Source organism: Paenibacillus dokdonensis, assembly GCF_004916975.1.
Lineage (GTDB): Bacteria > Bacillota > Bacilli > Paenibacillales > Paenibacillaceae > Paenibacillus_AQ > Paenibacillus_AQ dokdonensis.
The window spans coordinates 740,047-760,769 of record NZ_STGQ01000001.1; the positions used below are offsets into that span (position 1 = coordinate 740,047).

The 20,723-nt window shown below is 43.3% G+C and carries 15 protein-coding genes; 14 read left to right on the plus strand and 1 reads right to left on the minus strand.

Translation table 11 applies throughout. The features are described from left to right. Positions 1-2: 2 nt before the first annotated feature. From E6W40_RS03500 to E6W40_RS03525, 6 genes are all read left to right on the plus strand, one after another. Positions 3-890 carry an ABC transporter permease gene (locus E6W40_RS03500; RefSeq protein ID WP_136604213.1) on the plus strand — a complete coding sequence of 296 codons (888 nt, stop codon included), beginning with the start codon at positions 3-5 and terminating at the stop codon, positions 888-890. A 21-nt stretch (positions 891-911) separates the two neighbouring features. Beyond that, the gene (locus tag E6W40_RS03505; RefSeq protein WP_136604214.1) at positions 912-1,802 is read left to right on the plus strand and encodes a carbohydrate ABC transporter permease; all 891 of its coding nucleotides are present in this window, start codon (positions 912-914) and stop codon (positions 1,800-1,802) included. 46 nt (positions 1,803-1,848) lie between these two features. After that, complete coding sequence (locus E6W40_RS03510; protein ID WP_136604215.1) at positions 1,849-3,381, plus strand: glycoside hydrolase family 31 protein; 1,533 nt, start codon at positions 1,849-1,851, stop codon at positions 3,379-3,381. Between the two features lie 591 nt (positions 3,382-3,972). Then, positions 3,973-4,998 (plus strand): NADP-dependent oxidoreductase, encoded by a 1,026-nt coding sequence (locus E6W40_RS03515; RefSeq protein WP_136604216.1) that lies wholly within the window; start codon positions 3,973-3,975, stop codon positions 4,996-4,998. A 40-nt stretch (positions 4,999-5,038) separates the two neighbouring features. Beyond that, positions 5,039-6,544, plus strand: coding sequence for a sulfatase family protein (locus E6W40_RS03520; protein ID WP_168928818.1), 1,506 nt, complete (start codon positions 5,039-5,041; stop codon positions 6,542-6,544). A gap of 15 nt (positions 6,545-6,559) precedes the next feature. After that, entirely contained in the window at positions 6,560-7,117 is a 558-nt protein-coding gene (locus tag E6W40_RS03525; RefSeq protein WP_136604218.1) for a class I SAM-dependent methyltransferase, read from the plus strand. 296 nt (positions 7,118-7,413) lie between these two features. On the opposite strand, the gene E6W40_RS03530 is transcribed toward E6W40_RS03525, so the two are convergent. After that, positions 7,414-8,904 (minus strand): glycoside hydrolase family 5 protein, encoded by a 1,491-nt coding sequence (locus tag E6W40_RS03530; protein ID WP_136604219.1) that lies wholly within the window; start codon positions 8,902-8,904, stop codon positions 7,414-7,416. Positions 8,905-9,146: 242 nt separating this feature from the next. Here E6W40_RS03530 and E6W40_RS03535 point away from each other — a divergent pair, with 242 nt between their 5' ends. The 8 genes from E6W40_RS03535 (at position 9,147) to E6W40_RS30420 (ending at position 20,399) form a co-directional block, all read left to right on the plus strand. Further along, a complete protein-coding gene (locus tag E6W40_RS03535; protein ID WP_246072835.1) occupies positions 9,147-10,043 on the plus strand; it encodes an ABC transporter permease in 897 nt (298 codons plus the stop codon). A 41-nt stretch (positions 10,044-10,084) separates the two neighbouring features. Further along, complete coding sequence (locus E6W40_RS03540) at positions 10,085-10,972, plus strand: carbohydrate ABC transporter permease (protein ID WP_136604220.1); 888 nt, start codon at positions 10,085-10,087, stop codon at positions 10,970-10,972. Positions 10,973-11,014: 42 nt separating this feature from the next. After that, positions 11,015-12,655: an extracellular solute-binding protein gene (locus tag E6W40_RS03545; RefSeq protein WP_136604221.1), complete on the plus strand. Its 1,641-nt coding sequence runs from the start codon at positions 11,015-11,017 to the stop codon at positions 12,653-12,655. Positions 12,656-12,732: 77 nt separating this feature from the next. Further along, positions 12,733-14,490 carry a right-handed parallel beta-helix repeat-containing protein gene (locus E6W40_RS03550; protein ID WP_136604222.1) on the plus strand — a complete coding sequence of 586 codons (1,758 nt, stop codon included), beginning with the start codon at positions 12,733-12,735 and terminating at the stop codon, positions 14,488-14,490. Positions 14,491-14,500: 10 nt separating this feature from the next. Further along, positions 14,501-15,643 (plus strand): Gfo/Idh/MocA family protein, encoded by a 1,143-nt coding sequence (locus E6W40_RS03555; RefSeq protein ID WP_136604223.1) that lies wholly within the window; start codon positions 14,501-14,503, stop codon positions 15,641-15,643. Positions 15,644-15,670: 27 nt separating this feature from the next. Then, positions 15,671-18,007: a glycoside hydrolase family 95 protein gene (locus tag E6W40_RS03560; protein ID WP_136604224.1), complete on the plus strand. Its 2,337-nt coding sequence runs from the start codon at positions 15,671-15,673 to the stop codon at positions 18,005-18,007. 15 nt (positions 18,008-18,022) lie between these two features. Beyond that, a complete protein-coding gene (locus E6W40_RS03565) occupies positions 18,023-19,846 on the plus strand; it encodes a metallophosphoesterase (RefSeq protein WP_136604225.1) in 1,824 nt (607 codons plus the stop codon). 223 nt (positions 19,847-20,069) lie between these two features. Beyond that, positions 20,070-20,399, plus strand: a complete 330-nt coding sequence (locus E6W40_RS30420; RefSeq protein WP_136604226.1) for an alkaline phosphatase family protein — start codon at positions 20,070-20,072, stop codon at positions 20,397-20,399. Positions 20,400-20,723 lie beyond the last annotated feature (324 nt).

The window sequence follows — 20,723 nt, forward strand, 5'->3', positions numbered from 1 at the left end:
AGATGAAGACAAGAACATCGCTGCATTACCATTTGATGCTCTTTCCGGGTATTTTGCTTCTGCTCATATTCAGCATTTATCCTATGTTCGGTATTGTCATTGCGTTTCAGGATTTCAGTCCGGCTAAGGGATTCTGGGGATCGGACTGGGTCGGCTTGGACAATTTCAGGTATATGCTTGAAATCCCCGACAGTAAGCGGGTATTTCTGAATACGATTTTTATCGCGGTCATGAAGATTATCGCCAGCTTGGTCGCTGCGCTGACTTTTGCATTATTGCTGAACGAGCTTCGGACCCGGTTTCTAAAGCGGTTTATTCAGACCATTGTTTACTTGCCTCACTTTATTTCATGGGTACTCATCGGCGGTATCGTTGGTCAAATGCTATCCCTGGATGGCGTAGTCAATCAAGGCATGAAGCTCATTGGCTTGGATCCCATATTTTTCCTCGGCGATAACAACTGGTTTCCGTTTGTCATTGTAGGGACGGATGTATGGAAAGAATTCGGTTTCTCCGCCATCGTATTTTTGGCAGCTTTAACGGGGATCAACCCGGTGCTGTATGAAGCGGCGGAGATCGACGGAGCGTCCAGGTGGCAAAAGCTTAGATTCGTGACTCTACCCGCAATCTCGGCAACCATTATTCTTATTGCGACATTAAGCCTTCAGAATGTCCTGAATGCAGGTTTTGAACAGGTATTTAATCTATACAACACACTCGTATATGAATCAGGCGATATCATTGACACGTATGTGTACAGAATGGGTTTAATCGAGTCCCAGTACGAATTGGCGACGGCGGTAGGTACGTTGAAATCCATTGTGAGTCTGATTCTGATTTATATTTCGTATCAATTGGCCTCAAAATTTGCAAATTACCGTATTTTTTAGCAGGACAGGAGGAATATAACGATGGTTTATGGAAAGGGACCGTTCAATCGGATTATCGATGGAGCCATTCTAGTGATTTTATGTGTCATCACGGCATGCAGCTTGTTCCCGTTGCTTCACATTCTCGCCATTTCATTTAGCGATAAATCTGCCGTTGCCGCAGGCTCTGTAATCCTATGGCCTAAAGGCATAAATGTGGCGGCATATCGGGCGGTGATCGAGGATAAAGCATTTTTTATGGCATTCTGGGTCTCCGTGAAAAGAGTATTGCTGGGAGGGGGGATTCAATTTGTCCTAACCATTCTTATGGCCTATCCACTTTCACGTGAAGTTCATGTTTTTCGTTCGAGAAATGTTTATATGTGGTTCGTCGTATTTACAATGCTGTTTAGTGGCGGTCTGATTCCTTGGTATATGACAATTCGTGACTTGGGGCTGCTTGATTCCATCTGGGCACTCGTGCTTCCTAGTGCGGTTCCTGTGTTTAACGTTATTATATTGATGAACTTCTTTCGGGGAATTCCAAAGGAACTTGACGATTCCGCCAAAATGGACGGGGCTGGACCTTGGCGTACACTCATGCAGATCTATCTTCCGCTGTCCTTGCCGGCACTGGCAACCGTTACATTGTTCAGCATCGTAACTCATTGGAATTCCTTCTTCGACGGGCTGATATTGATGAACAATCCGTCGAATCAACCTCTGCAAACCTATTTGAATCAGATCGTAGTTCAATTCAACAACTCAAGTGCCAATATGACGGTAGACGAAATTGAAAGAATGTCGAAACTTTCGAACCAGACGATCAACTCGGCCAAAATATTAGTCAGCATGATTCCAATATTGGTCATTTATCCGCTGCTGCAAAAGTACTTTGTTAGCGGATTAACATTAGGCTCGGTTAAAGAGTAGCATTTCGTTCCCTATGGTATGGAGAAAGAGAGGAGTAAATAAAGACATGAAACAAGAGGAAATGGTAGTGGACATTTTACCTGACGAATTATGGTGGGGCGGTGTTGTGAATGACGGCGTTCGCATGCCCTTTTCATCTGAGAGCGGAGTGAAAAGAGATTTAAACAGCCATTTAGCATACAATCAAGGGTCCCCGCTTCTTTTGTCAAGCAAAGGCCGATATGTATGGTCTGAACAGCCCTTCAGATTCGAAATAAAAAATAATGAGCTGAAGATAAACGGAATAACGGACTTAGTCCAGTCAGGACGAAGCGGTGAAAGCTTGAGAGAAGCCTTTCTCTATGCATCACATTCATTTTTTCCTTCACATGGAACGACTCCGGACCGAAGATTTTTCAACGTCCCGCAATATAACACGTGGATGGAAATGTCATATGATTGCACACAGCAGAAAGTTATAGAGTATGCGGAAGCGATTATTGAGAACGGTCTGCCGCCGGGGATATTAATGATCGATGACAACTGGCACATAGATTACGGTGTGCTAGATTTTGATAGCAAACGATTCCCGGAACCGAAGAAAATGGTGGAACATTTGCATGGACTTGGTTTTACAGTGATGCTGTGGGTATGTCCTTTTATTAGTCCGGACAGCTCCGTATTCCGTGCATTGCGTAGAAAAGGCTACCTGATCCGGGAAGCGAACGGCCACCCCGTCATTCGTGAATGGTGGAATGGATTTAGCGCGATTATCGACCTTACCCATCCAGAGGCGGAGCAATGGTTCAGGGAAGAGCTGGATTATTTGATGCAGTCTTATGGCATTGATGGTTTCAAGCTGGATGCCGGTGACCCGGAATATTATGCACCGGAAGACGTAACTTATAGACCAACCACACCCAATGAGCAGAGTGAAATCTGGGCACGCTTGGGATTGCATTACCGATACAACGAATATCGTGCCTGCTGGAAAATGGGTGGACAACCGCTCGTGCAACGCCTGAGCGACAAGAATCATAGCTGGGGACTTGATGGTCTTCGCAGCCTCATTCCGAATGGCCTAGCTCAAGGGCTTCTTGGCTTTGCTTTTAACTGCCCTGATATGGTGGGCGGCGGCCAATATGAGGATTTAATTAGACCGGACTTTAAAGTGGACCAGGAGCTATTCGTGCGTTATGCACAATGTTCTGCTTTATTTCCCATGATGCAGTTTTCAACGGCTCCATGGCGAGTTCTTGATTCGAAGCATACAGCCATATGCATCAAGGCGGCACAGCTGCACGTTGAAATGGGCGGGTATATAGAGGAATTGGCTGTTCATGCAGGAATGACGGGAGAGCCTATAATGCGTCATTTGGCATATGTGTACCCGGATATGGGTTATGAATCGGTGATGGACGAGTTTCTTTTGGGGGATCGAATATTAGTCGCGCCCGTATTAGAACAGGGAATCGCCCGCCGGACAATTCTTTTCCCTCCGGGAGATTGGGTTGGTGATGATGATTCTGTCGTTGTTGGGCCATGCAAACTGGTGGTTGATGCCCCACTGGAGCGTTTGCCATGGTACCGGAAAAAGTAACCTGAAGTTTGTCCTCAAGGCTTCCCTTGGAGTAAGTAATATCCATAAATAATTCGCAAAAAAACGGATCGTAGACGATAACGTTTTTTTGTTGTATATCATAATATTTCTAAAAGAGAAAAGAAGACGAACCATGACAACGTCATTTCCACCCATCAGCCCGAAGCTGAGAGGATTCATGCATTACAATCCGGAACCATACAGCGCTCGCCTTAAACTCTCGAAGAAGACACCCGGGTTAATGAATCTCGCTAAGTGTTCCCGTAGACATCATCGCATCTGAAGATGAACTTACCAAAAATAAAAGCTGATCGTGGCGCCAATGATGTATTTGTGTACCGAGCAAGCTGGAACTGTATTGCTCCAATATGTTGAGACATAGAAGAGAATTAATAAGTTATTTAAGTTATAATAAAGCTATGAAATAAGTGGAACAATATTTAAAACATAGGGCCCGTAGGTCTTGCATGAAGAGCAGACGGTGAACGGGATTGCCTCTAAATATAAAGTGAATCCCACCATGATTTTCCGTTTTAAAAGCTGGCCTAATTTCGGTTGAGTTAATAAAAATAAACGAAAGGAGTATGTTAAATGGGAGAATTAATAAACAGAAAAATCCTATTAATAAAGAGGCCAGAAAAGGAACCTGATGCTACTCATTTCAAAATGGTTGAAGCACCTGTACCTGATCTAAAAGATGAGGAGATTTTAATTCAAAGTTTGTACTTATCTGTTGATCCTGGGATGAGGGAGATGATGAAAGATCAAAAATCATATACTCCGCCGTTTCAATTAAATGAAGTGTTAACCGGAAGATCCATTGGGAGAGTCATACAGTCTAAGAATCTGAATTTTGTACCAGGTGATATTGTGTATGAAAGACTTGGTTGGCAGGATTATTCAATTTCCGATGGGAAACATACAGAAAAAATTGATCCCAATATAGCGCCAATCTCAACCTATCTGGGCGTACTTGGGGTCCCGGGATTGTGTGCATATTTCGGTTTGGTTGAAATTGGTAAGCCTCAGTCCGGTGAAACTGTTGTCGTTTCAGGAGCTGCTGGGGCCGTTGGAATGATTGCCGGTCAAATTGCAAAACTTCTAGGATGTCGTGTAGTTGGAATTGCAGGATCAGATCATAAAAACCAGTATTTAATCAATGAATTAGGATTTGATGTGGCTATCAATTATAAAACAACAACTGACATAAGAGCCGATTTGCAGGAGGCATGTCCAAATGGTGTCGATGTGTATTTTGACAATGTTGGTGGAGACATTACAGATGTCGTACTAAATTTGATAAATTATCACGCTCGTATTGTATTGTGTGGACAGATTTCCCAATACAATCTAGAAAATCCTGAAGTTGGTCCAAGAAACCTTAACCTACTCATTAAAAACAGTGCCATGATGAAAGGATTTGTTGTATACGATTATGCGGATAAAAACGAAGAAGCTATTTCTGAATTGGCATGTTGGATTAGGACAGGCCAACTTAAATACAAAGAAAATATGATTAAAGGATTGGAAAATGCACCTCAAGCCTTTGCGAATCTCTTCCAAAGTAAAAGTTTTGGAAAACAGTTAATAAAGGTTTCTGAATACCATGAAGAGTGACAAAACAAGGAAATCCACCAATTTTTGGGAGATGGTTAAAATGAAATCTAAACCGAATGTTATTTTAGTAACGACGGATCAACAAAGAAAAGATTCTTTAAGTTGTTATGGCTCAGATTTCGTAAATACACCCAACCTGGATCAGATGGCCCAACATGGTATATTATTTAATCGTGCATACTGTACGAGCCCGGTCTGTACACCAAGCCGGGCAACTATATATACGGGGAGCTACGCAAGTAAACATGGCGCATGGAATATTGGTATGAATGTACCGAAAAATCAACGTTTTCTTTCTGAATGCTTTCAAGATAATGGATATAATACCCATTTGATAGGGAAAGCTCACTTTAACGCTTATAATGGTACTTTCGAGGAATCTAAAGAACCGGATAAGGATTGGGAGGAACATTTTAGAAACTTCCATGGTCCATATTATGGTTTTGATCAAGTAGAGCTTTCCGTTGCCCATACAACAGGCGGGGTTAAAGGGCATTATGGATTATGGGTCAAGAACAAATCAGGAAAAACTGAGTTTGATAGTGTACGTAAGGCTAATCGGTCTTTTGGAGGAGAAGGCTATGATTGGGATTTACCAATGGAGCTTCATAATAATAGCTGGATCGTTGAACGGACTAATGATTTTCTAAAAAGGAGCTTACATGATGAGAATCCATTCTTCCTCAGTATAGGTTTTCAAGATCCACATCATCCCCATGCAGTTCCCAAAGAAAGAGTAGGAGAAATTCAACCAAGCAACATTCCTTCACCGAAATTTAGCGACGGAGAGTTGGATGATAAACCTCCTCATTACCAATCGGTTAGGGAAGGTCGCTGGAATGAGGATCCCATGAAAGGAATGTATGTGATGTCCGGGCAGGGAAGTGGTTTTGACTATAGAAATATTGATGATGAAGATGCCCAACTGGGAAAAGCATACTATTATAAGATGGTTGAGATGATAGATGAAGCAATGGGGGAAATTCTATGTACATTAGATCATCTCGGGTTATCCGAAAACACAATCGTAGTTTTCACTTCTGATCATGGAGAATTACTGGGGGATCATGGTATTTGGATGAAAGGTCCGTTCCATTACGAACAATTAGTGAATGTACCATTGCTTGTTCAATGGAAAAATCATTTGCCAGCAGGGACTGAAGTAGATTCAATTAGTAGTTTAGTGGATATAGCCCCTACCTTACTCTCTTTATGTCATATCCCCATTCCAAATGAATGGAATGGACTTGACTGCTCAATGCAATGGAAAGGGGATATCGAGGAAGTCAGAGAACATGCACTTGTAGAATATGTTGATGACCCGCAGAAATTACGTTTAAAAACGATCATTAATAAAAGATATAAGTTAACATATTATCTTGGAGAGGATTATGGAGAACTATATGATTTAGTAAACGACCCGGGTGAAGTAACAAATTATTATGACGATCCGAATTATCAAGAGATCAAACAAAAATTGTTAATGAATGTGATTGATGAGTTGGAATCCATAGAAACTAGAGCTCAAAGATATTCATATGCATAAAAATGAAATGTAAAACTGAAAGTGGTCATTGGATCAGGGCAGACAAAGTATGATGATTGGCTTAGTACCCAAGAAGATGAATTGAATTTACTTTCTTTAGAAAGTTGGAACGAATTATCTGAACCTGAGAGTATCGATGCACTTTTGGCTGAACATGTGTGGGAACATTTAACTTACGAGGAAGGGGTTACGGCTGCGAAGCATTGTTATCAGTATTTAAAACCTGGTGGGTACATTCGTTGTGCAGTTCCCGATGGAAATTTCCGTAACGATTGGTATCAACAGATGGTTCAAGTCGGAGGTCCTGGGTCAGCCGATCATCCTGCGGCATCTCATAAAATAGTTTATGATGCAGAAACTTTTGTAACAGTATTTGAAATGGCAGGGTTTGAAGTAACGTTGTTGGAGTATTGCGAGGAGAACGGGGATTTTCATTATACATACTGGAACGAAGTGGACGGTAAGATAGGGAGATCATTTCGGTTTGACACAAGGAATTCCATTAATGAATTAAAGATGGTATCTATCATTATTGACGCAAAAAAGCCGTTGCTAATAAGAAATAATGCTTAAGATTGCTTCGTTAGTTATAAAGGGATCACCACGTCAATGCAATCATATTGTGATTTCAATCTTGGGTAACAACAACGGTTTAACAGCCTTCTTATCTGGTCTGGTTGGTCTGGGAACAAAGCATTTATTCTTGCTTCTTTAACATACATCAAAAATAACAATAACAAGAAAAAGTAAAACCCACCCTAAGATTGGCCAGTCGAAGATGGGTTTTAACCTATGCCAGGTGCTCCTGCTTGCTTTCGTAATTCCTTTTCATATTTGGCGCAATCTCGTTTTGGGATTGCTCTATTAGATTAACCTATCTGCAACGTTCGCATTCCTCCATTTGATGGCTCAATGTATAAGTAACCCCCGTGGCATCCTTCGATCTCCTCAATGGAATAACGGATACCGGTGTTCTTTTCAACATGTAAGTTTACATTAACAATGTTCGGAAGGTATATTTTCGTTGGATTAGAAGTGTTCTCATCCTCTATCCATTGCATTGTATAACAGGAATCGGCAGATTCATAAGAATAAGAGATGAGCTTTCCGGACACAGCCATCGGATATCCTCTGCATATTCCTTTGATGGTAGTGTATTGGTCCATATTCGGATGATGATATAGCCAATATGTATCACTGCACAACAAGCGTTCAAATATGCCTTTTACATGCAAGGAGGCTTCTTCCGCCATTTCTGACTCCATGTAAGCACCCCATTCTCCGATCAGCATCGGAAGCTCCAGTCTGCTTCGGGTTTCTTCATGGCGCTGAAAGATAAAATCAACCCGTCTGTTATCCGGAGCATGTACCTCATCGGAATCTGTAACGAGGTCATAGCCATGAGGCGCATATGCCTGTTGCCCGTCTTTATCCCCTTGTTTATTTGTAATAAAAGTAATTGCGCTGGATATGCCCGCATTAGCCATATAGTTAGTTTCAAGAAAAATAATGCCGTGGGGATCGAACTCACGTATCGCTCTTGCCGATTTTCTATAAAATTCCGAAAGGGTCTCATGTTCAAATTTGGCTTGCATCGGGGCTACACTATCCATTAATTTAGCAAAAAAGGCGGGTTGATTCAGAAAAAGGAACATATCCTTTTTTCTATCAGGGTCGTCCCATATTATAGATAGATCTTCTGGAGAAGGTGGCTCTTGACCTGTATAACTTGCACTAATTCGAGCATAGGAGGAGAGTAACGCTTCAATCATTTTTTGGATTTCTGAGCCCATCGAAGGCTCATTCAACAGATCGTAGCCGATCACGTTCGGCTCCTTACCCAACTGCTTCACGACATGAGCCCAAGCTGCAATAATATGATCTTGTATGCCAATACCGTCTGCAGCAAGTGAATTATTCCAAAAATGATCGAATGCCCGCTGTACTGCGCCATTGGACCAGTAAGCCTCGCTCCAAAGATCACTTGGTGTGTACACTTCTTCATCGGTTATGGTAGCCCAAGAGGGAGCACCATCTGAGAAAAGTGAGCTGTAAAGGTCTTGATGCATATCAAGAAACACATACAGATCTTGCTGATGTGCAAGTCGAATCAATGTCCTCACCTTCTCCAAATATGCATCGTCATATTGTCCCGGAAAGGGTTCAATTCCGTCCCAAATTATTCCCAACCGGATAACGTTGAACCCCCATTGCTTCATTTTTTGAAAGTCACTTGAGCACCAATCCCCGATATAACCTCTGTCTTTATTCTTACAATTCAGATTGATTCCATGAAGAATGACATGCCTGCCCAATTCGTCTACAAAACGATCACCTTGTACTTTAATTTTGTACATCATCTTCGCTCCTTTATGGATACATAGAACTGACTAGTCAGTACAAACATAGGGGGATTCCTGCTATTAGTCAATTGTTTTATACAAAAAGGACTCTAATGTGAAGGATTGTCGCAACGATTAAATATTGTCTCGGACTAAATATGAAATATTGGCTTGCATGTAAAAAAACAAGTGTTGCCCACTGCCCTCAAAGGGAACTATGATCAAACAGACTTCAACTCACAAGGAAAGGAGGTGGAACATTGAGATCGACGATATGGTACCGACAACGCTATTTGTTGCTTATGTCAATTCCAGGGGTGCTACTTGTTTTAATTTTTAAGTATTTTCCGATGTATGGAATATTAATTGCTTTCAAAAATTACGATGTAGCCGCCGGAATATTGCAAAGTCCGTGGGTTGGCCTTAAGCATTTTTATGCCTTCTTCAACAATCCGTTCAGTTGGAGGATCATAAAAAACACATTTTTACTAGGTTTATATTCGCTTTTCTGGGGGTTCCCGGCACCACTTATTTTAGCTCTTCTTTTAAATGAAGTGAAAAAGAGATTTTTCAAGCGTTGGGTGCAGACGATTGTATATTTCCCGCATTTCTTGTCCGTGGTCATTATTGTCGGTTTTCTTAAAGAATTTGCTGCGCTGGACGGACTGTTTAATCAGATCGGAGGGTGGTTCGGAGCAGAAGCGGCCCCGCTACTCGCCAAGCCAGAGTATTTTCGCACATTATTCATCGGCTCAAGTATATGGCAAAGCGTGGGGTGGGGTACAATCATATATTTGGCAGCGCTTTCAGGCGTCGACGAGGCTTTACATGAAGCAGCCATCATTGATGGTGCAAATCGTTGGCAACGATTGTGGAATGTAACCTGGCCTGCTATTTTACCAGCCACTACAATTTTGTTGATATTGTCGCTGGGAGGCATCGTAAGCACTGACTTCCAAAAGGTACTTCTGTTGTATAACCCTAGTATATACGAAACGGCTGACGTGATCGATACGTACGTATATCGTCAAGGCATCTTGGGAGCACAATACGAATACAGTACCGCTGTAGGTCTTATGCTCTCGGTTATATCGTTCTTGTTTGTGACCATTGGCAACTGGATATCCAGGAAATTTTCGGAGACTAGCTTGTGGTAGCTGTTGTTACTGTAGAAGAGATAATTTCGGGAGACTAAAACATGAGACATTATGATCGAGGATTAAGTTCAAAGGTTTTTGATGCATGTAACTATGTATTCTTAACTGCATTATGTATTGTGATGCTATATCCGTTGGCCAATACCTTGGCCGTATCCTTAAGCAGTCCGGATAAGATTATACGAGGGGAAGTAGGCTGGTTCCCACGTGGATTCAATCTAGAGGGATACCGATATGTCTTCGCGGATAGCTCAATATGGACCGCATTCGGCAACACTGTCGGTTATGCGCTGGTAGGTACACTAATTATGCTTTTGGTCACCTCCTTAACGGCATATCCGCTTGCTATACCTGGTTTTGTATTAAGAAAATTTATTACTATTTTTATTTTGATTACGATGTTTTTTGGTGGAGGCCTGATTCCAACGTATTTACTGATCCGCAAGATGGGGATGCTGGATACGTTTTGGGTCATGGTTATTCCTGGAGCTATATCTGCCTATAATGTCATCTTATTTCGAACATTCTTCAAGTCAATACCGAAGGATTTATGGGAATCGGCATATGTGGATGGTGCAAATGACTTTCGAATTCTGTTTCAAATATACTTGCCGTTATCAAAGGCGTTGCTTGCAACTTTTGGGTTATTCGGAATCGTAGGCGCTTGGAACGGTTGGTTCGATGCTTTGATTTATTTGAATGATGAGACAAAGTATCCCATACAGATGTTGTTGCGCAAAATGATTATGGAGACCGACAGTTCTTCAATGAATGCACAGACGTTTGAGATGATGGCCACCATGAAAGTACACAGTAAAAATATCAAAATGTCGACGGTAATGGTTACGATTATACCGATCTTGTTCATTTTCCCCTTCTTGCAAAAATATTTTGTAACCGGATTCATGCTTGGTTCTGTTAAAGGTTAGGTTAGAATTATTTAAATCAAATGAAAAGGGTGGTTGAACTTATTGGTTACTAAAAAGAGGCCCCTCGCTACTGTTATCTTTATGTTATTCGTTTCGCTCGTGCTACTGCTGGCTGGTTGTTCGAAGAGTGGAGGAGGCGCAGATAAAGGTTCCGAAGATGCAGGACAAAACGCTGACAATCAGAAACCTCTTAAAATTTCTGTGATGGCTGGTTCATTCGGGGCGACTCCTAAAGGGACATTGATACAAGAGGAATGGCAAAAAAGAATGGAATCGTACATTGGAAGGAAATTAGATATCGACTGGACTTACGTTCCTTGGGGGGAGTACGGTGATAAATTTAAGTTGACGCTTGCGAGCGGCGATCTACCGGATATTATGACCAATTTCGGAGGAGAACTGGCTATTCAATATGGTCGTCAAGGCATCGTGCTGGATATTGCAAAGTATATGAATGATATGCCGAATTATAAGAAGTATGTGGATAACACGCCATATGCAAAAACCAAGTTGTACACCCCGGAAGGCAATATGTATTATTTCGGTGATGGTTGGTGGAACGAAGAAGGAAACGAGGGAACGGCATACGGATCAATTTACCGCTTCGACTTGTTTAAGAAGCATAATATTAAAATTCCGGAAACACTAGATGAGTTCTATGACGCTGCAAAGAAACTTAAGGGGGTATATCCGGATTCCTATCCCGTTAACACGTATTCTTCCTGGCCTGCTGTTCACGAAGGTCTTTTGTATTCAAACCATACAAGCCTTGGCTTATATTGGAATGGAGAGAAATACGTTTATGGCCCGGTCGAGGACGCATTCAAAGAGACACTCATGTTCCTGAATAAGCTTTATAAAGAAAAGCTTCTCGATCCTGAGTTTGCTACGCAATCCGATGATCAAGTTAAACAAAAAATGGCCACCGGCAAATCATTTATGATGCCATTGACATGGTATGGGAATGCGGATGAACTCAACAAGATGTCAAATGAAGGTGCGGAATGGGGAGGAGCGCTTCTCCCTAACAATCCAAAATATGGGAAGGCGTGGAAGGGATGGTCGGCTGAACCTGGTAAATTGCTCTCCAATAATAATGGAGTACTGATTTCCGCCAAGGCAAAAGAGCCGGAACTTCTGGTGAAGATGATTGATTATCAATATTCTGATGAAATGGTTAATTTGTTAAATTGGGGTATCGAAGGGGTGACATACGAGGTCAAGGATGGAAAAAAACAATTCCTGCCTGAGATCACGAATGATCCGATTCCTGCCAAGAAACTCGAACCTTTCGGTGTGTCTTCTTCCGGGTCGAATCGATCAGGATTTGTTTTTACTCCTCAGGATTTTGCTTCCGACATAGCGAAATACAAACCGATGCCTTTTTACGCTGACGGACAATATATGACGGGAAAAAGCAAAGAGTTAACAAATAAATATGGTGGTAAAGAATCTATCGCACCGAATGATCGTGCACCGAATGTTACCTTAAATAAAGAGCAAGAGGCCACAAAAAGCGAAATCATGACTCCAATTGAAACATATGTAAGTGAATCTGTCATCAAGTTTGTCACTGGAGCAACAAGCTTTGACCAGTGGGATAAGTACTTGGCAGATATCAATAAAATGGGAGACTATACATTAGTACTTAAGATGATGAACGATGCTGTAGCCGTAAAATAAGCTTGAATATGGCTTAGAGGCCCTTGGGATACATGACAGGGGTTTCTAAGCATTATCATGGCGGAGGCGAAACAACGGTGGAATCGACAGTATTTCGTGTGACCGAATACGGTGCAGAACCAAACTCAGGAGAAAATGCTATCGTTGCTATTCAACGGACACTTGAAGCGGCGAAAAGGGAGAATAGCACCTGCGTTATTGAGTTTCCACACGGCAGGTACGATATTTTTCCGGAACATGCTTTAAGTGAACGGTTCCATATTTCGAATACAGTCTCGGAAGAGGAACATGCGGATGTAACGAAAACAATAGGTTTGCTTTTCCGGAAAATGAAAGGAATAACGGTGGAGGGGAACGGATCCTTACTTTTGTTTCATGGCAAAATGACGATGTTTGTTTTCGATGATTGCCAAGACATCGTGATAAGGAATCTAAGTCTAGATCACTCCAAACCGACGATTGCTGAAATGACGGTTGAGAAAGTTGAAGGAAACATTATTGACGTTCTTGTACATCCGGATTCAAGGCATACTATCGATGAGGGCAAGCTTTACTGGCTTGGGGATAAAGGTAAATTTCACAATGGACCAGCGCAGCAATATGATCCCCCCTCCAACACAACATGGCGGACCGTCAATCCCATAGAGACGGCTGATCGGGTAGAGGAGCTTTCAGGGGGAAGGTTGAGGTTCCATTTCCTGCGAACGATAGATACTTGTGCCGGACGAGTCTATCAAATGAGAGATGGTATTCGGGATGAGGCTGGCATCTTTATCTACTGCAGCTCGAATGTGACATGGCAAGACGCCGGAATTCATTATATGCACGGGTTGGGCATCGTTGGACAGTGTAGTGAAAACCTTACATTTCAGCACCTTGACATGAGTCCGAAGCAAGGAAATGGGCGTACGTCAGCATCTTTTTGTGACTTTATGCATTTTTCAGGTTGCAGGGGAGAAATCACAGTAGAGGACAGCCAATTTAAGGGAGCTCACGATGATGCTATTAATGTTCACGGAACGCATCTCCACATCGTCGGCCGACCAGCGCCTGATCAGATCCGGGTACGATTCATGCATGGACAAACGTATGGGTTTGAAGCCTTTCGTAGCGGAGATAGCATAGATTTTGTACGTGGGTCGACATTGATCGTGTATGCGTCTAACAAGGTAATAGATGCCAAGCAGCTTAATCCCAGGGAATGTATATTGACTCTGGAACAGCCAGTGCCTTTAGAACTCGAAATGAACGATGTCATTGAGAATGCAACATGGACTCCAGAGGTATATATTCGTCGTAATCATTTCTCCCGGATCCCGACCCGGGGGATATTAGTAACGACCAGACGCTGTGTAGTAATTGAAGATAACCTATTCGAGCGGCTGGAGATGAGCGCAATTCTGATCTCCAACGATGCGAATCATTGGTATGAGTCGGGCATGGTACGCGATGTGTTGATCCGGAGAAATCGTTTTGTTGAATGCGGCAGATGTGGTCATCCCGTTATATGGATTGAACCAGAGAACATGGAGTATTCTCAAGAGCTTCCCGTTCATCGCAATATTCGAATTGAAGATAACACATTTAATTCTATCGGTAATTGCATTGTAGCGGCGAGAAGTGTGAAGGTGTTGAAAGTATCCAGCAATCACATTCAAAGTACTAGTAGTAAGTTTGACCAGCCCTTCATTAAACTACTGGCTTGCAGTGAGGTTTCGGTCAGCAACAATGTATTGGAGGGGCAGAATCCGGATCTTAACGTTGTTATTAGCTCGATGTCTCCGAATGATGTGGAAATCCTGCCTGGGCAAGAACTAATAATACGACAGTCTTAAGGGGAATATGATGGAACAAGTGAGAATTGGGATGATTGGCGTTGGCGGGCGCGGAGATATAGCGCAATATTGGCACCGCCCGGAGGGGCGCTCGATTATAGTTGCTGGGGCAGACATTAATGAGAAATACTTGTCTGAATTTAAAAAGAGAGCAAGTACCGATGTATTTGTTACCAATCAATATCAGTCAATGCTAGAGCGCAAAGACATCGATGCGATCGCTGTTACCTCACCGGATTATTGCCATGAAGAGCATGCTATTGCTGCGCTCGAAGCAGGGAAGCATGTGTTCTGTGAGAAGCCGCTCGCCATTACGGTAGAAGGCTGTGACCGGATTCTGCAAGCTTGGGAGCGTTCTGGAAAAAAGCTGATGGTGGGCTTCAATATGCGCTATATGAATATGTTCCGTACAATGAAGGGGATTATCGACTCCGGAGACATCGGCGAGATAAAAGCGGTATGGGTAAGACATTTCGTTGGGTATGGTGGAGACTTTTACTACCACGATTGGCATGGTAATTCCAAGAATACCACATCCCTACTGCTGCAAAAAGGCGCACATGATATTGATATGATCCATTACTTGACGGGTCAATATACAAAGAAGGTTGCAGCCTTCGGTAGTCTAGACTTCTACGGAGGAGATAAACCGAATGACTTGACTTGTCCAAACTGCAATGAAAAAGATATATGCACGGAGGCACGATTCGGTCGTTTGAATCAATGTGTCTATAGACAGGAAATTGATGTGGAGGATAATAACGTAGTCATTATGGAGCTTGATAATGGGATTAAAGCGACGTATATGCAGTGTCATTTTACGCCGGATTACCATCGTAATTATACACTTATTGGCACGGAAGGCCGAATTGAGAATTCCGAGAATGACAATAAAGTGTATGTCAAGTCGCGCAGCTCGAACAAATGGCATAGTCTGTCTGATCGCATCTATGATATAAAAGCTGGAGAAGGAACCCACGGAGGGGCGGATCCGAACATCTGCCGTGACTTTGTTGATATGATTCTTGACAATAAAGATCCGATTGCGACACCTATTGCTGGTCGAATGAGTGTTGCTGCTGGATGTGCTGCGGCAGCTTCCATGCGAGCAGGCGGCAAGGTAGTAAATATACAACCGAGGCAAGTTGTGTAATTTTGAAGTGAAGGGTTGTGATCCCAGTTGAGTGCGGATATGACGGTTTGGTACGACCGTCCAGCTACGCTGACAGGAATGAGCAAACAAGAGGGTTGGAATAGGGCACTACCGATCGGCAATGGGCGTCTTGGGGCAATGGTATTCGGTGATTGGCCCGTTGATCTGATTCAGGTAAACGAGGAATCCATATGGGCAGGTCCTCCTGTTCCTAGGAACAGGGTAGGGGCTAAGGAGGCCATCCAACAAGCTAGGGTGCTGCTTCTGGCCGGGAAGCACGAAGATGCGGAGAAGCTTGTGCGGGAGTATGTGCTTCACCCACATACAAACCCAAGGAGCTATCAGCCCTTCGGCGAGGTTCGATTAACGCACCTGAATTCAGGGAATACAGTGATAGCAGAAAATAGCTTAGAGCTCAAAAGAAGCTTGAATTTAGACACTGCAATTGTGCAAGTATCGTATTTTCATGAGGGTGTCCACAATACTCGAGAGGCATTATCAAGTGTTATCGATCAGGTGTTAGTTATTCGTTGGACTACTGAGGGCCATGGCAAGATCAATACCCGCATTGAACTGACTAGGGAAGACGGAGCCTCCGTGCAGACGAAAGGAATGGATTCTCTCGTTCTAACGGGACAAGCTGATCACGAAGGAACTCATCCAGGTGTTAAGTTTTGCGGGATATTGCATGCGATGACGGATGGCGGATTAATACATGCAGATGCAGGATCACTAACGGTTTCCGATGCCAATGCTCTGACCTTGTATCTGAGTGTTCATACAGATTATCATTTTGCGAATCCGCTCGAACCACTGGACCTCAATCTGATCACACAATGTGAAATCGATCTGCAGAAAGCCATTGCCAAACCTTATGAACAATTGAGATTGGAACATATCGAGGATCATAGGCGCCTATTCCGACGTGTTGAACTGTTTCTTGGAACGCATACACTGGAATCCCCGCCCACCTCTTCGTTACCAACGGATCGAAGACTAGAAGCTTATCGCCAGGGGAATGAAGATTTAGAGTTGATTTCCCTATATTTTCAATATGGCCGTTATTTGCTGATTGCCTCTAGCAGGCCGGGGTGTCTGCCAGCTAATCTACAAGGAATATGGAATCCCCACCTGATCGCTCCGTGGGATAGTGATTATCATATTAATATTAATCTGCAGATGAATTATTGGCTTGCTCAGGTCGGCAATCTATCGGAATGTCAAATGCCCTATTTCAATTTATTAGAGGGATTGGCTAAGAATGGAGTGGATACGGCCCGAGAAGTATATGGATGTCGCGGATTCGTGGCGCATTATACGACAGATGTCTGGCTGCATACGGCTCCACTTGGGGATATTCAATACGGAATGTGGCCGATGGGAGCAGGATGGTGTATTCGCGATTTTATGGAACATTATCGATTCCAAGGAGATACCCGGTTTTTGCGTGAACGGGCTTATCCGATTCTAAGAGAGGCAGCAGCATTTTTTCTGGACTGGTTAGTACGGCATCCTCTTACAGGTAAATGGATTTCAGGGCCTTCTGTTTCGCCTGAGAACACTTTCCTTTCACGCAATGGAAATAAAGTGAGCTTATGCATGGCACCGGCAATGGATCAGCAAATCATATGGGATGTGTTTGCGAGTGTTGTTGAAGCGGCACAAGAGTTAAACGATAAAGATGCGTTTATCGAGAGAATACAGAAGGTCTGGCAGGAGCTGGCTATGCCGGGAATTGGTAAGGACGGGCGCCTAATGGAATGGTGCGAGGAATACGAAGAAGCAGAGCGTGGGCATCGTCATTTGTCACATCTTTATGGTGTGTACCCAGGGCAGCAATATTCATATTCGTCTAGTCCGCAAATGATGAAAGCAGCAAGAGAATCACTTGAATATCGTCTGTTTCACGGGGGCGGGCATACGGGCTGGAGCAGGGCTTGGATTATCAATTTATGGGCGCGACTCCAAGACGGAGAGCAGTCCTATAAACACTTGGAGATATTAATTAAGCAATCCACCCTTCCGAATTTGCTGGATAATCATCCTCCATTTCAGATTGACGGGAACTTCGGGGCTGCGGCAGGAATTGCAGAGATGCTTCTGCAAAGCCACGAAGGACATATACGGATTTTGCCTGCTCTTCCCCAGGCTTGGCAGCATGGCTATGTTAAAGGATTGAAAGCGCGGGGGGAATTCGAAGTAGATATTAAATGGGAGTATGGACGATTAGTGGAATGTAAGGTGCGTTCATTGAAGGAAGACCCAAACCAGGGAACAATTGTGTATCAGAACCAGGCGAGCGATTTTGAAATCAAGTCAGGTCAGGAATACAGAGTATACCCTGGAGATTTAACTGAATTATGAGGAGGCAGTAAACAAATGGAAATCACCAGAGTTATTATCATGAGTATAAGTGGGATAGGGGGCTACATTCAGTCTGTTAATACACCCAATCTGGATAGAATCTTCGCAAAGGGAAGGTTTGGGGTTGATACGTTATCAGCCTCGCAGTCTAAGAATAGCAACAGCAAGGAAGAAATTTATGCGGATGCATCGCCATACCTACCCATTTACCAAATGATTGAGGACGCATTTCCCAACTTAAAGTTAGCTGTAATCAGTGCATGGAATCATTCCAACGAGGGTATTGTAGGGCTTCATGAGGCGTCAGTAACAGATCACGATACGATTAAGTTTGCTGTAAAGTATTTACAAGAGCATCCCGAGATGCGGCTCATGAAAATTAAATTGAATATGGCTGCTGAATCGGGTCGTCTTCATGGATACAATTCGCTTGAGCATATGCAAGCAATAGAGCAAACAGATGATAATATGGGCATTTTACTACGAACGATTGAAACGGAAAATCTGCAGGAAGATAGTTTAATCATTGTCGTATCCGGTCCTGAAGATGATGTTGATCTGGATTTCGTTTATGATAGTTCTAGCGATGGGGATATGATCGTTTGGGGTGCTGTCGGTATGGGGATTGAGACAGGTGTGCCCGTAGGGAAGTATGTAATCAAATCTACCTCGGATGCCATTATTCATGCATTAGGCCTCGTTAATCGGGAACGAATGGATGCAAGACTGCCAGATGCCCTGTTTAGCACATTGATTAAGATGAATGGTATACCGAAGTATATTGAAGCTGAATGCTCTCGGGTGTTGGAGCTTGCCCGGCCGCGGCAGGGTGAGGATACGCTTGATTTCGTATTTATAACGGACACCCACCATTCCATAGGAGGCAATCAATTGTTTGCCGCTCAAGCAGTACGATCCATAGCCGAAAGTATGCATGTTGATTTCATTGTGCACGGAGGAGATTTTGCGGCCAATGGACTGAAGGACGATGTGGTCGGGGCCCAGCGGGAGATTCTCGGCGCGCTTACCGTAGAAGGATGCCCGCTCGTTGCTGTTAAGGGCAATCACGATGACAATTCGATTCAAGATTTCCACAATGCTCCTAACCGCACGGATAATGTCATCTATCCAGAAGAAATGTATGAGTACCTCGTTAAACCGCTCACGGGAAAGGTGAATGGGAACCCGAACCAAGCAAATGGGTTATACTATTATGTTGATTTCCCTAGTAAGCGAGCACGTGTCATTGCGCTTGACTGTATAGATATTCCCTATGTCTCAAATTCAGATGGAGGATTAAAGTATCCTGGTCAGTGGAAATATGCCTTTTCCCATGAACAAATAAACTGGATTGCACAAGTTGCCCTTAATTTCGAGGAGATTGATGAACGTGAGCATTGGCAGGTTCTGTTTGTCTCTCATGTACCTATCCTGCAGGACGGCGTGTTTGGAGCAGACCATTGTATTGCAAATGATGAGGCATTGTGGCAACTCATAGTAGCTTTTCAACAAGGCTCGGAGTACCGTTCCTCTATGGATGGAGAATTTGCCTATTCAGTGACGGTTGATTTTACTAAGCAGGGACCCGTTAATGTGGCTGCCTGTTTGTTTGGGCATGTTCACTTTGATCAAATTGTGGTAAAGAACGGCATTCCAATGATATCGACCTTGAACGCTGTTTCCTATTCCGACTTTGAAGAGGCACCGTCCAGACAATATTATAGTGTCACCGAAACGGCATTTGATGTTGTTTCATGGGATTTGCATAATCATGTGATGAGAATGACTCGTTTCGGGGCAGGTCAGGACAGGGAAATTGAGCTGGGACGCAACGGATGATATTATCTTTTCATGAAAGACAGAACGACATAAGGATGAATTTATGTAGATAGGAGATGAAGTGGGTGACAGGCAAAGAAATTTATCAAAGGGTGTTTATTCTCGGGATCGATGGGGCGGGTAACTTATAAGAAATACAGATTCCCCGTTTGTATCAGGGATTGTTGAGGATGGATTAGGAATCCATAAGGTTAATCTGCCCGATGAAGAGCTAATAAACTCCATGGAGTCATATTTAGACGATAATCGCGATGTGAAGCTGCTTTACATGCAACTGGATGAACCCGATGGGACAGGTCATAGAAGCGGCTATGGTATTAATTCCCCTGATTACTTACAGGCAATTACTAAATCGGATCAATTAGTAGGCAGGGTATTAACCAAGATGGAGCCATTAGGACTAGACGAGGACAGCCTCATCATCATCTTGACTGATCATGGGGGAGGAGGCGCCGATAGTCACAGCCAGGGAAGCGGTCACCCTGAGGATATGACAGCGTTCTGCCTGGGGCTGTGCAGGTCCTGGCATCAAGCCGGGCACACGTCTTTCTAATGTTACGATAACCGATACAGCTGCGGTCGTTGCCTATGCATTGAATCTGAAAGCTCCGGATGCGTGGGATGCCAAGCTTCCTGAAGGCTTATTTAGCGGCTCTTATTGTTCATAGTTACCCAAGCCGGTGTTGGACTGTGCGTTACTTCGTCTGTAATTACCGATAAAAATAGCGCTAAGGTATTCTTCAGCCTTAGCGCTTTTTCGATCTTCGAATCCGGGGTTCATGCTGGACATTATTCGCTGAACTATTCGGTGCTTTGATTCTTTAAGAGCAAAAAGGCAGTAAACGTATCGTAACGGCAGCAATGATTGCCATTGGCA

Bases quoted from the DNA above. Each gene is read 5' to 3' on its own strand.
- E6W40_RS03530 (WP_136604219.1), bottom strand. From the start codon at position 8,904: ATGATGTACAAAATTAAAGTACAAGGTGATCGTTTTGTAGACGAATTG.
- E6W40_RS03520 (WP_168928818.1), top strand. From the start codon at position 5,039: ATGAAATCTAAACCGAATGTTATTTTAGTAACGACGGATCAACAAAGA.
- E6W40_RS03565 (WP_136604225.1), top strand. From the start codon at position 18,023: ATGGAAATCACCAGAGTTATTATCATGAGTATAAGTGGGATAGGGGGC.
- E6W40_RS03540 (WP_136604220.1), top strand. From the start codon at position 10,085: ATGAGACATTATGATCGAGGATTAAGTTCAAAGGTTTTTGATGCATGT.
- E6W40_RS03515 (WP_136604216.1), top strand. From the start codon at position 3,973: ATGGGAGAATTAATAAACAGAAAAATCCTATTAATAAAGAGGCCAGAA.
- E6W40_RS03555 (WP_136604223.1), top strand. From the start codon at position 14,501: ATGGAACAAGTGAGAATTGGGATGATTGGCGTTGGCGGGCGCGGAGAT.
- E6W40_RS30420 (WP_136604226.1), top strand. From the start codon at position 20,070: ATGGAGTCATATTTAGACGATAATCGCGATGTGAAGCTGCTTTACATG.
- E6W40_RS03510 (WP_136604215.1), top strand. From the start codon at position 1,849: ATGAAACAAGAGGAAATGGTAGTGGACATTTTACCTGACGAATTATGG.
- E6W40_RS03505 (WP_136604214.1), top strand. From the start codon at position 912: ATGGTTTATGGAAAGGGACCGTTCAATCGGATTATCGATGGAGCCATT.
- E6W40_RS03500 (WP_136604213.1), top strand. From the start codon at position 3: ATGAAGACAAGAACATCGCTGCATTACCATTTGATGCTCTTTCCGGGT.